Below are 12505 nucleotides of genomic sequence, written 5' to 3' on the forward strand. Positions count from 1 at the left end.
GGTCGGCAATGACGGCCGCACGAGCCTGACTTGTGCTGATTGTGGTGCGAGGGAATCGACGCTGGGCAGCGGCCGCGGATCTGAACTTTACCGGTAAAGGTCCGGCTGGCATAGAGCCTCGGCCGGGTGCGACGGATCTCTGCTCAACGCGAGTGCGGGACGCCGCCCGGCGACGGCGGGCCGGTACTGCCTCGCGGGACGAAGCCGGCGCCTTCCATGCGGATGTCCTCCGCCGGCTCACCCGCGACGAGGGACAGGAGCGCGCTCGCCGCGCGGGCGCCGTAGGCCGGGATGTCGCGGGTGATCACCGAGAGCGCGGGGCGGACGACCTGGGTGAGAGGCGATTCGTCCCACGCCACGATCGAGAGGTCTGCGGGAACGGAGAGATCCAGTTCCTGGGCCACGGAGAGTGCCGCGACGGCCATGATGTCGTTGTCGAAGACGATCGCCGTGTGGCGCCGGGGCGAGATCATCAGGCTCCGCGCCGCACGGGCGCCCTCGTCGCCCGTGTAGTCGGTGTGGATCACGGTCGCCTCGGGGATCCCGGCCTCCTGGCATGCCCTGCTCAGGGCCGCGTCCCGCACCGCCGTGTGCGCCAGACCTGCGGGCCCGGCCACACGGGCGATCCGGTGATGGCCGAGTGCCGCCAGGTAGCGGACGATCTCATGGACGCTCTCACCGTCGTCCGACCAGATCGCGGGAAGCCCGCCCGTCACATGAGGCGGTCCGATGGCGACCGCGGGCAGGCCCAGCGCCTCGACGGCGGGCGGGCGGGGGTCATCGGTCTGAAGGTCCATCAGGAGAATGCCGTCGATGCGCCTCTCGCCCCACCAGCGGCGGCACAGTTCGATCTCGCTCTCCTGCGAGTCGACCATCTGCAGCATCAGCGCGTACGACCGCTCGACGAGGACGCTCTCCACCCCGCTGATGAACTCCATGAAGAACGGTTCGACGCCCAGCGTCCGGGCGGGGCGCCGCACGGCGAGGCCCACTGCCTGCGCCCGACCGCCGGTGAGGGCTCGGGCGGCGCTGTTGGGGCGCCAGCCCAACTCCTCGGCGATGTTCTTGATCGATGCGCGAGTGGTCTCGGAGACGCCCGGCAGATCATTGAGCGCGTACGAGACCGCCACCTTGGAGACGCCGGCGCGGCGTGCGATGTCCGCCATGGTCGGCCGCTTCACACGCCGCTCCTGTTCTGCGCCGAGCTGATCCCGGTGGGGGAAGTCTGGGGAGACCCTATCGTTCGGCCGGGCGGCCCCTTGACGGTCCTTGCGGGAGGGCCGCCCGGCTGTGGCTGCTACGAGGCGTCGCCTGCGTCGGCCGTGGCCGTCGGCCGCAGCGGCCCGGCGACACCGCGGCCCTGGTACGCGCCGGTGTTGGGCGGATTGCCGACCGGGTTTCCGTACAGGTCCCGGCGAGGGGAGCCCGGGACGGGAGTGCCCGCGCGCAGGGCGGGGGATCCGGTGCGCAGGCGTAGTCCGCCGGGGAGCGCGCCGGTGGGGTCGGTGAGGCGGGGGTCGGCGGTGGTGCCGTCGGGGTTGCCGGGGGTGTTCCGGGTGTTGGTGAGAGTGTTGTGGGAGAGGGCGACGGCGTTGCTCTTGAGGTTGAAGGTGGCGTCGCCGGTGCCTTCTTTGACGACGATGTTGTTGGTGAAGGCGATGTCGTGCTTGTTGGTGGTGTTCTCGTTGATGACCGTCTGGGTGACGCCCTGGCCGATGTAGATGGTGTTGTTGTGGGCGCGGACGGCGTCGAAGGAGCCGGAGCAGGTTTCGATGCCGCGGTAGTGGTCGTTGCGGCTGATGTTGTAGCGGATGACGGCGTCGGCGAGTGTGCCGGTGGCGGTGCAGACGAGGAAGAAGCCGCCGGCGTTGTCGTGGCTGGTGTTGTACTGGAAGACGGTGCCGAAGGTGCCTTCGTCGATGTCGTAGGCCATGCCGTCGCGGGTGGTCTCGCCGCCGGAGACCTCGTTGTACTGGAAGAGGGTGTTGTCGGCGTTCCACGGCCACATGCCCGCGTTGTAGCCGGCCGAGCGGCGCTGGAAGCCGTCGAGGCGGTTGTGTTCGACGAGGGTCTTGTCGGTGGCGGTGATGACGATGCCGTCTCCGCCGAGGTCCTTGAGGGTGTTGCCGCGTACCACGATGCGGGTGGAGGGCAGGTACGCGGGACCGTCGGGGTCGTAGTCCCCGTGCACCGGGCGGTTGTTCCACGTGGAGGCGAAGTAGATCCCCTCGCGGTCGACGGTGCGGACGGTGTTGCCGGAGACGACCACGTCGTCGAACCTGGTCGGCTTCTTCGAGCCCGTGACGGAGAAGAGGATGCCGGCGGAGCCCTCGGTGCCCTTGGTGTCGTCACCACGGATGTCGTGGATGTCGAGGCCGGTGAGCCGGTAGTGCGTCCCCGTCCCGAAGTCCTCCAGCTGTACCCGTACGCCACGCTTGTTGCGGCCGGGATTCCCGGAGTTGGTGATCTCCAGGTCCTTCGCCTCGACCCACTGGGTGTTCTTCAACAACAGCGTCTCGGCGTTCCCACCGCCATCGATGACCGGTTTCGCACCCCGTCCGTATGCGCCGATCACCATCGGCCTGCCAGGCGTTCCGGTGCCTTGCGGGGCGAGGGTGCCGGTGCAGCGGCTGCCGCGGCTGAGGAGGATCGAACTGCCGGCCCTCAGGTTCAGGCGGTTGACCTGATCGAGAGTCCTCCAGGGCTGGTTGCGCGAGCCGTTCTCCTTTCCGGACGCGGCCCCACAGTCGACGTACTGAACCTGCCCCGAGTTGCCCCGGGCGGTGGTCGGTGCGGACGCGGAAGCGGCCGGTGCTGTGGACGCGGCCAGCGCGACGGCGACGAGCGCTGCGACTGCCGCCCGTACGGTCCCGGAGCGGCGTGGCAAGGGTATGGTCATCTGTCTCCGCTTTCCTTGGTTGCTTGCCCGACGCGGTCGGAGTCGGCCGGCCTGGCGTGGGTTTCGGTTCGCAGGGGCGTGGCGTTGCCCGCCCGGTGTGCTGTTGTGGAGCTGCGGAGCGTCGCGAGGCGGCGGCTCGGAAGATGGCGGGACGGGAAGCGGACGAGTCGCTCCTCTCCGCCCGGCTCAGTGCTCGGCCCGGCTTGGCTCATGCCCGGCTACGCCCCGAACGGCCCGGCTCGACCCGGACGTGAAGGTGGTGCGGGCCGGTGAGCGGCCGCAGGACGTCGGACGAGGCGGGCACGGTCCGGGAGGCCGGCAAAACCAGGCGGCCTCCCGGTGGTCCTGATGCGCCGCGGTGGCATGTCGGCCCGTGTTACCGGATGCTGATCTCGACCCGCAGCGGCCGGTGGTCGGAGACCGTCACGTCCAGCACCCGGGCCCGTCGCGCCTCGACGCCCGACGAGGCGAACACGTAGTCGATCCGCTCCCGCGGATTCACCGAGTCGTACGTGAATCCGTTCCCCTTGCCCGCGGTCGGCCAGGTGTCGGTCAGCCGCTTCGTCACCGAAGCGATCTCGTCGCTGTCCGGTGTCGCGTTGAGGTCGCCCACCAGCACGGTGGGAAGACGGGAGCCGTTCACGATCACGTTGATCGCCGCCACCTGCGTCCGCCGCTCGGCCTGCGAGGTGTCCTCCAGATGTGTGTTCAGAAAACGCATCTTCTTTCCCCGGACCATGAGATCGGCTTCCAGCAGCCCCCGCTGCTCGCCCGTCTCCGAACGGGGAAGGAGCGTATTGCGGGTGTTCACGATCGGGAAGCGCGAGAGGACCGCTGTTCCGTACCGACGTCGTGGGTCGCCCGGCTTCTCCGGATCCAGGTCCAGGTTCGTGCCGTAGGCCAGGTGCAGGCCCAGTCGATTCGCGAGCCACTCCGCCTGATCGGCGAAGTCGCTGCGCGAGCCGAAGTGCCGGTCCACCTCCTGCAGGCCGATCACATCTGCGTCCGACCGCCGTACCGCCTGGGCCACATGATCCAGATTCAGCACATCGTCCGGATCCGCACCATGGTGAATGTTGAACGTCATCACCGTCACGTCACGTCCGGCCGCCGACATCCGGGACGCCGCAGACGTCGCCGACGCCGTCCCGGTAGCGGCCAGAGCCGTCACAGCGGTCAGGGCCGTCACCATGATCAACGCGCATCTGTTCCCTGTACGAGACACACCACACCTCCGAATCACACAGAAAGCGAACGCCAACTCACGGCGTTCCGAAGGTGGTTGAACATAACCGCGCTCAGTCAAACACTCAACTGGCGAATTGTTCAGAGATGACCGTTTCACCATTCAATGGCCTGATGGTCGGATATGGGGGCCCGGATTTTGTTCGCGCCGATCCCTTGACGTCGGGGCCGCTCGCCCCGAACATATCCAAAGTCCTTTAATTAAAGGGTCTTTACTTACCCGGAGGCGAACTCTGTGTCCGAGCCGTTCCTGCCGTCGACCGACCCCCGCCGCCGCGCCGAGCGCGGGCTGGCGCGGGTGTCCGCGCGTCGGCAGCCGCCCGAGCGGACCAAGGCGAGCACGCTGGACAGCAGGATCCACAACCGCGCGCTGGTTCTGGCGACGCTGTACCACCAGGGCGCGATGAGCAGATCGGAGATGGCGCGGACCCTGGGTCTCACGGCCCCCACGGTGTCCGCGCTCATCGCCGACCTCGAAGGCGACGGGCTCGTCGTCGACACCGGTCCCCGCAAGGACAGCCGACTGGGCAAGCCGGCGAGCGTGATGCGGATCGACGACGACGCCGCCCACATCCTCGCCCTGGACCTGTCCGGCAGCGCACACTTCAGCGGCGCGGTCCTCAACCTCCGGGGCGAGGTGGTCCATCGTGCCCGTGTCCAGTACGGGGACATCGTCGGTGAACGTGCCATCGGCCTGGTCCACGAGCTCGTCGGCGAGCTGGTGGACCTCGCGCCGCGCCGCATACTCGGCATCGGGGTCGGCTCGCCCGGCATCGTCGGCGATGCCGGAGTCATCCATCACGCCGCGCATCTCGGCTGGAGCGAACTACCGCTCGCCACCCAGCTCTCGGAACGCTTCGGTGTGCCGGCCTACGTCGGCAACGACGTGAACATCGCCGCGCTCGCCGTACTGCACTTCCGGAACGCCAAGACACAGAACCTCATGGTCATCACCATCGAGCACGGTGTGGGTGCGGGCCTGATCGTGGGCGGCGAACTCGTCGAGGGCGAGCAGTTCGCCGCCGGCGAGATCGGGCACGTGACCGTCGACGAGGACGGCGATCCGTGCGTCTGCGGACATCGCGGATGCCTGGAACCACTGATCGACGCGGCCGAACTGCGCAAACGCCTGGCGGGCCGCGACCCGTCCGAACACGACGACGTACTCGCCGACGCGGGCCGGGCGCTGGGCACCGTACTCGCCCCGATCAGCAGTGTGCTCAACCTCAACGAGATCGCGCTGCTGGGCCCGCCGGACCTTGTGGAGGGCCCCTTCCTCGACTCCGCGGCCGCGGTGATCCGGGCACGCACATACGCGCCCATCAGCGCCTCACTGGCCATGCGGTCACTCGCGGGCGACCCGGACCTCATCCTGCTCGGCGGAGCCAGCATCGTCCTCTCGGGCGAGCTCGGCGTGTGGTGAGACACGAGCCCCTGACCGGCTGCCGGCCCCGCACCTGCTGTCCCTCCCGGAACGCCTTTCTCCCGGAACGCCGTCCTTCCGGAGCCTTCGATCCGGAGACAGTTCCGCCCAGAGCCTGTTCATGTCAGAGCACGCCCTTCTGAACCTGCCCTTCTCAGAACCTGCCCCCGCGGAACCCGCCCTGCTCAGGGCCCACTTCCCAGGGCCATCTCCCCAGGAGTTTCCATGACACATATAGGCAAGCGGTACAGCGCACTTGTGGCCGTCACCCTGACCGCGGCCCTCGGCGCGAGCGCCTGCTCGGGGTCCGCGGGACGAGATTCGGGTGGCGATACGAAGCCCCGGGCGGTCCCCGTGGTCAAGGGTGAGGGCAAGAACCTGACCGTATGGGTGATGGACGGCGACTACTCCGACGCCACGCTCAAGGCGATGAACGAACAGTTCACCCAGCAGACCGGCGCCAAGGTGAAGGTGGAGGTCCAGAACTGGGACGGCATCACCACCAAGATCACCACGGCGCTCGCGACCTCGACCCCGCCGGACGTCATCGACATAGGCAACACGCAGGTGGCGAGCTTCGCCGCCAGCGGAGGGCTGATGGACCTCACCCCGTACACCAAGGATCTCAAGCAGGGGCAGTCCTGGCTGGCCGGTCTCGAAGAGCCCGCGACGGTGGACGGCCGGCTGTACGCCGTGCCCTCGTTCGCGGGTGCCCGCGCGGTGATCTACAACAAGAAGATCTGGGACCGGGCGGGCGTGAAGTCCGCCCCTGCCACCTTCGACGAACTGACCGGTGCCCTGCGCAGGATACGCGCGGCGAACACCGCCGCCGACTTCTCCCCCTTCTACCTGCCGGGCCGCTACTGGCACACCGGTGTGCAGTTCGTGTGGGACGCGGGCGGCGACATCGCGGCGAAGCAGGGCTCCGACTGGAAGGGGTCGCTCGGCTCCGAGGCGGCTCAACGCGGGCTGAACGAGTACAAGCAGTTCCAGAACGAGTTCTCCGCACCGTCCACCCGTACCATCGACACGCTCAACCCCGACCAGACCCGGGTGTTCGCGGACGGCAAGGCGGCGGCGATGAGCGCCACCAATGCCACGATCGCTCTCATCAAGAAGGCCAACCCCGCCTTCAAGGAATCCGACCTCGGGACTTTCCCGTTCCCGGGCAGGTCCGGCAAGTCCCAGCCCGTGATGCTCGGCGGATCCGACTGGGGCATCGCTGCGAAGAGCGCCAACTCGGACCTCGCCCTGCAGTGGGTGAAGATCGCGACCGCACCGTCCGTGCAGAAGCAGTGGGTCGCCGGCCACGACGGCTGGATCCCGAACAGCACGGGTGCGGTGAAGGCCGCCCGAGGCGAGGCCGACCCCCTGTTCCGGGGGTTCTTCGACGCGGCTCTGCGATCCAAGGCCACCCCGGCCGCCGCCGACTGGGCGGCAGTGGAGGGCAACAAGGACATCGACAAGGTGTTCTCCTCCATCGCCTCCGGCACCGGTAGCCCGAAGCAGGCGGCCGAAACCTTCGACAAGACGGTGGGCAGGGTACTCAATGCCCAGCACTGACCAGCCCGTCCGCGGCAACCCGAAGACGGCAGACAACCCGAAGGTGTCCCTCCCGGACTCCGCACCCGGGCCCGCCCCCGATGCGCTGCCGCGGCGCCGCGCCGGTGCCGGAACCCGCGCCGCGGCCGCACGGCACCGCGGACCGTGGGTCGCGTGGTGGCTGCTGACTCCCGCCGGGCTGGTGATGCTGGCCGTCACCGTCGCACCGATCGCCTTCCTCGTCTACGCGTCGTTCACCGACTACGACCAACGCTCCCTGTTCACCGGCGCGTTCGATGTCGTCGGCACCCGCCAGTACACCGACCTCCTGTCGCAGCCGGAGTTCTGGGACGCCCTGACCCGGACCGTTGTGTTCACCGCCGCGATGGTGGCGGGAAGCGTCGCCGTGGGAGCAGGCGTCGCCCAACTCCTCACCCGGCTGGGCACGGCCATGCGCATGACCGTCACCATCGTCCTCATCCTGGCCTGGGCGATGCCGACTGTCGCTTCGTCCCTCGTGTGGAAGTGGCTCTTCCAGCCCGGATACGGAGTGGTCAACTGGCTGCTCACCCGGACCGGCCTGTTCGGCGACATGACCAACACCGACTGGTCGAACAGCGCGCCCCTTGCCTATCTGTCCATCTGGCTGCTCATCGTCTGGCAGGCCGTACCCTTCATCGCGCTCACGCTGTACGCGGCCCTGAGCCAGATGCCGGGAGAGTTGCAGGAGGCCGCCCGCCTCGACGGGGCCGGTGAATGGCGCCTGTGGTGGTCCGTCACCCTCCCGTTCCTCCGCCCGACACTCACACTGGTCACCCTGATGTCGGTGATCTGGGACTTCAACGTCTTCAACCAGATCTGGCTCGTCTCGGCCGGAGGGCCCGACTCCGCGACGACCACACTGGGCGTCTTCGCCTACAAGACCGCCTTCGTGGCATTCCGGGTCGGCCAGGGCGCGGCGCTGTCCGTCATCACGACCATCATGCTGCTTGCCGTCACCGCCCTGTACATCCGACGCCTGCTGCGTTCCGGGGAGGACCTGTGACCAAGCTCCGCACACGCGGCACCCGTTCCATCGCGACCCGGGGCCGGCTGCTCAGCAACGGCATCGCGATCGTGTTCTGTCTCGTGTGGATCTTCCCGGTCTACTGGATGGTCAACACCGCGCTCAAGCCCCGCGCCGAGGCGATGACGGCGACGCCGCACTTCTGGCCCGGCTCACCCACCCTGCACAACTTCGATGTCGCGCTCAACCGGACGGGGTTCTGGACGAACCTGTGGAACAGCCTGCTCGTGGTCGGCGGAACAGTGATCGTCGCCGTCGTGCTCGGCCTGTTCGCGGCGGCCGCGGTCTCGCGGTTCCGGTTCCGGGGCCGGCGCACCGTCATGGTCGCGATCCTCGTGGCACAGATGCTGCCGGGCACAGCGCTGCTCATTCCCACCTTCCTGGTCTTCAACGAGGCCGGACTGCTGGGCACTTACACCGGACTGATACTCGCCTACCTCGCACTGGCGCTACCGTTCTCGATCTGGGTGATGCGGGGATTCTTCGCGGCCATTCCCGTGGAGATCGAGGAGGCCGCCCGCCTCGACGGAGCCTCGACCTGGCAGGTGCTCTGGAAGATCCTCTTCCCGCTGGTGCTGCCGGGCGTGATCGCGTCGAGCATCTTCGCGTTCATCGCCGCCTGGAACGACTACCTGATCGCCTACACGTTCATGAAGGACCGGGGCCAGTACACCCTGCCGGTGTGGCTGGCATCCTTCACCAACCCCGCCAGCGGAACCGACTACAGCGCGCAGATGGCCGGTTCGGTCATCTTCTCCCTCCCGGTGGTCGTGTTCTTCCTCCTCATTCAGCGCAAGTTGGTCTCCGGCATGTCGGCCGGAGCAGTGAAAGGATGATCCGCCCGATGTTCCTCCCTCGCCCCACATCAGTGCAGACCGGCAACGGCGAGTTCGTTCTCGACGCCTCCACCGCGATCACCGCCGCGCCGGAGCTGCGTTCCACGGCCCGCTGGCTGCAGTCGGTCCTGCGGCCCTCCACCGGCCTGGACCTGCCGTTCCTCTCGCACCTGCCCGAGGCACAGCACACGATCGACCTGCGGCTCGGCGAGGGCCTCGGCCCGGAGGCGTACCGGCTCCGGGTGAGCTCCGACGGCATCGTCGTCGAAGGCGGCGACCGGGCCGGCGCCTTCTACGGATGCCAGAGCCTGCTGCAGTCGCTGCCCGCAGAGGTCCACCGCCGCTGCGAGGTGGCCGGGGTGCGATGGGCGGCGCCCGCCGTACGCGTCGAGGACGCGCCGCGGTTCGCCTGGCGCGGCACGATGCTGGACGTGGCACGCCACTTCATGCCCAAGCACGACGTGCTGCGCTTCCTCGATCTGATGGCCATGCACCGCCTCAACACACTGCATCTGCACCTCACCGACGACCAGGGCTGGCGGGTGGAGATCCTGCGGCACCCGAGACTCACCGAGGTCGGTGCGTGGCGGCGGGAGTCCCCGCTCGGCGCGCCCCCCGAGGCGCCGGGGGACGGACGACCGCACGGCGGCTTCTACACCCAGGACGACATCCGCGAGATCGTCGGATACGCGGCACAGCGGCACATCACCGTCGTCCCCGAGGTCGACATACCCGGGCACTCCCAGGCCGCGATCGCGGCCTATCCCGAACTGGGGGTCGGCGGCGAACCGGCGGAAGTGTGGACGCGTTGGGGCGTCAACCCCCGCGTCCTCAACACCGAGGAGTCGACCGTCGCCTTCTTCCGCGACGTCCTCGACGAAATCATGGACCTCTTCCCCGGCCCGGTCGTCGGAGTGGGCGGCGACGAGTGCCCCACGACCGAGTGGAGCGAGGACACGCGCACCCAGGAGTTGATGCGCGAACGCGGGCTGCGCCACGAGAACGAGCTGCGGTCCTGGTTCGTACGGCAACTCGGCTCACACATCACATCGCGCGGACGCCGTCTGCTCGGCTGGGACGACCTGCTGGAGGACGAGGTGCCGGCCGGATCCGTCGTCGCCTCGTGGCGTGGCATGACCGGTGCCGTCACCGCGGCCCGCAGGGGCCTGTACGTGATCGCGTGCCCGGACGACCAGGTGTATCTCGACTACCGGCAGTCCGACCGGTCCGACGAGCCGATCCCCGTGGCCGTGCCCGTCACGGTGGAGACGGCGTACGGATTCGACCCGGTTCCGCCCGAGCTGACGGACGCGGAACGCGAACACGTCCTGGGCGGCCAGGCCAACATCTGGACCGAGCACATGGACTCGCCACGGACCGTCGACTACTTCGCGTTCCCCCGCCTCTGCGCCGTCGCCGAGGCGCTGTGGACCACCGGCGAGCGTCGGTACGAGGAGTTCCGCGGCCGCCTGGACCACCATCTGGCCCGTCTGGACGCCGTCGGCGTCGAGTACCGCCGCGAGACCGGCCCCCTGCCGTGGCAGACCCGTCCCGGCATCGTGGGGCGGCCGTCGACGCTCGCCGAGCGGGAGGCATTCATAGACGGACTCGTGGCCGACATCAGGTCCTGACCACCGCAGTCCGCAGGGCACCGACGATCCGACCGGCGGCCTCGGCGGAGGAGGCCGCCGGTTCCGCAGAAATCACCGGTCGCCCCGGGCCCGGCTCCTTCACTCACGTCCGCGTTCCGCGTACGCCCGGAGCCGGGCTCACCCGGTGGTCCGGCCCACCGGGAGGCGGGCGGCGGCCAGCGCGGTCACCTCCTCCCGTGCCGAGGCCAGCGAATTGGCCGCCAGTGGTTGCTGATGGGCCAGGTGCGGCACCACCGCGGCCATCGTCAGCTCGGCGCTGACGAAGTGGATGTTCTCCTCGGCCACGCCCTGCTTGCCGAAGTAGGCCCGTAGGTACGGCGTCTGGAAGTCCCACGCCTCCCGCGGAGTACCCGGGCCGTAGGAACCGCCCCGCGTTGTGATCACCACAACCCTCGTGGCGTGCAACAGGCTGTTCCCGGTGTCCGGGTGCGTGAACACGCCGGGGAACCCAACCCGGTCGATCCACGCCTTGAGCAGGGCGGAGACCGAGAAGTTGTACATCGGGGCACCGATCACGACGGTGTCGGCGGCCAGCAGCTCGGTGATCAGCGGACGGGTCAGCGCCCACTCCCGCTCCTCCGCCGGGCTGCGGATCCATGCGCCGATGTCGGCCGGGGAAGGAAGACCGTTCCGCTCCAGCCGCCGCCCCAGCGTGCAGTAGGCCGTATCCAGTGGTGGGACCGGATCGGCGGCCAGATCCCGGTAACGACAACGGTCTCCGGCACGGCCGTGCTCAGCGCGCCAGGTCTCGGCGAACAACGCGGTCAGTTCCCTGCTGACCGAATCACCGGAGCGATCGGCACTGGAATCCAGATGCAGCAAGGACGTCATGGGATTCTCCTGTCACCTCGGGCTGCTTGCATTCGTCATAGAGGTGACGAGTAGGGACGAGGAAAGGTGACCGGTGAACGAGAGCGACGGGCTGGCCGAACACTTCGAGGCGCAACGGGGCCGGCTTCAGGCAGTGGCCTACCGGTTGCTCGGCTCACCGGGCGAAGCCGAGGACGCCGTGCAGGAGGCGTGGCTGCGTCTGGGCCGGACGGATGTCGGCGCCGTGGACAATCTGGCCGGCTGGCTGCGGACCGTGGTGACGCGCATCTGCCTCGACATGCTGCGCGCCCGCACGGCACGGCGGGAGGACCTTGCCGAACAGCAGGTGCTCGACCAGGTCTCGGAGCCCGCTCAGGGCAGCCGGCCGGAGGACAGCGCTCTGCTGGCCGACTCGGTGAGCCGTGCGCTGCTCGTCGTGCTGGACGCCCTTGAGCCCGCCGAACGTGTTGCCTTCGTGCTGCACGACATGTTCGCCGTTCCGTTCGGCCAGATCGCGCCCATCCTGGAGCGCACTCCCGTGGCCACCAAGAAGCTCGCCAGCCGCGCGCGCCACAAGGTGCGGGGCGTTCCCGCGGTCCCTGCGGATGAACTCGCCCGTCACCGCCGGGTCGTCTCCGCATTCCTGTCGGCCGCTCGGGCCGGTGACCTCGACGCGATTCTCGCGGTGCTCGCACCCGACGTGGTGCGCCGCAGCGACCCCGCGGTGCTGACCCCCGGCGCGGCCGCCGAGCTCCGGGGCGCGCGGGCCGTGGCGGAGGGGACCGTACTCCTCGCGCACAGGTCGCGTCTCGCGGAACCGGCCCTGGTCGACGGCAGGGTGGGGCTCGTGGTGGCTCCGCGCGGCCGGTTGCTGATCGCGCTCACCTTCACCGTCGAGAAGGACAGGATCGCGGCGTACGAAGTGATTGCGGATCCCGACCGCCTCCACCGCCTCGACCTGGCCGTTCTCACCGAGAGCGGTGTCGACGCCGAGCTCCTTCACCGCACCGGCCGCCGGCAGGGGTGACGGCG

At 69.0% G+C, this 12505-nt stretch carries 10 protein-coding genes and 1 pseudogene; 6 read left to right on the forward strand and 5 right to left on the reverse strand.

Features of this window, described 5'->3' with window-relative positions; all coding sequences use genetic code 11:
- Nucleotides 1-143: 143 nt before the first annotated feature.
- From ACGF8B_RS30515 to ACGF8B_RS30530, 4 genes and pseudogenes are all read right to left on the reverse strand, one after another.
- Complete coding sequence (locus tag ACGF8B_RS30515) at nucleotides 144-992, reverse strand: LacI family DNA-binding transcriptional regulator (protein WP_392745300.1); 849 nt, start codon at nucleotides 990-992, stop codon at nucleotides 144-146.
- A gap of 51 nt (nucleotides 993-1043) precedes the next feature.
- Nucleotides 1044-1166 (reverse strand): annotated as a pseudogene (locus ACGF8B_RS30520) (LacI family DNA-binding transcriptional regulator); the annotation flags it as partial.
- Between the two features lie 131 nt (nucleotides 1167-1297).
- Nucleotides 1298-2899, reverse strand: a complete 1602-nt coding sequence (locus ACGF8B_RS30525; RefSeq protein WP_392745071.1) for a right-handed parallel beta-helix repeat-containing protein — start codon at nucleotides 2897-2899, stop codon at nucleotides 1298-1300.
- Nucleotides 2900-3275: 376 nt separating this feature from the next.
- Nucleotides 3276-3986 carry an endonuclease/exonuclease/phosphatase family protein gene (locus ACGF8B_RS30530; RefSeq protein ID WP_392745074.1) on the reverse strand — a complete coding sequence of 237 codons (711 nt, stop codon included), beginning with the start codon at nucleotides 3984-3986 and terminating at the stop codon, nucleotides 3276-3278.
- Nucleotides 3987-4379: 393 nt separating this feature from the next.
- Here ACGF8B_RS30530 and ACGF8B_RS30535 point away from each other — a divergent pair, with 393 nt between their 5' ends.
- From ACGF8B_RS30535 to ACGF8B_RS30555, 5 genes are all read left to right on the forward strand, one after another.
- Nucleotides 4380-5567, forward strand: coding sequence for an ROK family protein (locus ACGF8B_RS30535; RefSeq protein WP_392745076.1), 1188 nt, complete (start codon nucleotides 4380-4382; stop codon nucleotides 5565-5567).
- Nucleotides 5568-5792: 225 nt separating this feature from the next.
- Nucleotides 5793-7130 carry an extracellular solute-binding protein gene (locus tag ACGF8B_RS30540; protein ID WP_392745079.1) on the forward strand — a complete coding sequence of 446 codons (1338 nt, stop codon included), beginning with the start codon at nucleotides 5793-5795 and terminating at the stop codon, nucleotides 7128-7130.
- Nucleotides 7117-8154 carry a carbohydrate ABC transporter permease gene (locus tag ACGF8B_RS30545; RefSeq protein ID WP_392745082.1) on the forward strand — a complete coding sequence of 346 codons (1038 nt, stop codon included), beginning with the start codon at nucleotides 7117-7119 and terminating at the stop codon, nucleotides 8152-8154. Before ACGF8B_RS30540 ends, ACGF8B_RS30545 begins: the two co-directional genes overlap by 14 nt.
- Nucleotides 8151-9011: a carbohydrate ABC transporter permease gene (locus ACGF8B_RS30550; RefSeq protein ID WP_392745085.1), complete on the forward strand. Its 861-nt coding sequence runs from the start codon at nucleotides 8151-8153 to the stop codon at nucleotides 9009-9011. The genes ACGF8B_RS30545 and ACGF8B_RS30550 overlap by 4 nt, the downstream gene beginning before the upstream one ends.
- An 8-nt stretch (nucleotides 9012-9019) precedes the next feature.
- The gene (locus ACGF8B_RS30555; RefSeq protein WP_392745088.1) at nucleotides 9020-10642 is read left to right on the forward strand and encodes a beta-N-acetylhexosaminidase; all 1623 of its coding nucleotides are present in this window, start codon (nucleotides 9020-9022) and stop codon (nucleotides 10640-10642) included.
- A 138-nt stretch (nucleotides 10643-10780) separates the two neighbouring features.
- Here the strand turns inward: ACGF8B_RS30555 and ACGF8B_RS30560 are convergent, their stop codons facing one another.
- Nucleotides 10781-11494 carry an FMN-dependent NADH-azoreductase gene (locus tag ACGF8B_RS30560; RefSeq protein ID WP_392745090.1) on the reverse strand — a complete coding sequence of 238 codons (714 nt, stop codon included), beginning with the start codon at nucleotides 11492-11494 and terminating at the stop codon, nucleotides 10781-10783.
- A 73-nt stretch (nucleotides 11495-11567) separates the two neighbouring features.
- On the opposite strand from ACGF8B_RS30560, the gene ACGF8B_RS30565 reads away from it, so the two are divergent.
- Nucleotides 11568-12500, forward strand: a complete 933-nt coding sequence (locus ACGF8B_RS30565; RefSeq protein WP_392745093.1) for a sigma-70 family RNA polymerase sigma factor — start codon at nucleotides 11568-11570, stop codon at nucleotides 12498-12500.
- Nucleotides 12501-12505 lie beyond the last annotated feature (5 nt).

Source organism: Streptomyces sp. NPDC047917, from assembly GCF_043204345.1.
Classification (GTDB): Bacteria; Actinomycetota; Actinomycetes; order Streptomycetales; family Streptomycetaceae; genus Streptomyces; species Streptomyces sanglieri.

Bases quoted from the DNA above. Each gene is read 5' to 3' on its own strand.
- ACGF8B_RS30525 (WP_392745071.1), bottom strand. From the start codon at position 2,899: ATGACCATACCCTTGCCACGCCGCTCCGGGACCGTACGGGCGGCAGTC.
- ACGF8B_RS30530 (WP_392745074.1), bottom strand. From the start codon at position 3,986: ATGACGTTCAACATTCACCATGGTGCGGATCCGGACGATGTGCTGAAT.
- ACGF8B_RS30540 (WP_392745079.1), top strand. From the start codon at position 5,793: ATGACACATATAGGCAAGCGGTACAGCGCACTTGTGGCCGTCACCCTG.
- ACGF8B_RS30545 (WP_392745082.1), top strand. From the start codon at position 7,117: ATGCCCAGCACTGACCAGCCCGTCCGCGGCAACCCGAAGACGGCAGAC.
- ACGF8B_RS30555 (WP_392745088.1), top strand. From the start codon at position 9,020: ATGTTCCTCCCTCGCCCCACATCAGTGCAGACCGGCAACGGCGAGTTC.
- ACGF8B_RS30560 (WP_392745090.1), bottom strand. From the start codon at position 11,494: ATGACGTCCTTGCTGCATCTGGATTCCAGTGCCGATCGCTCCGGTGAT.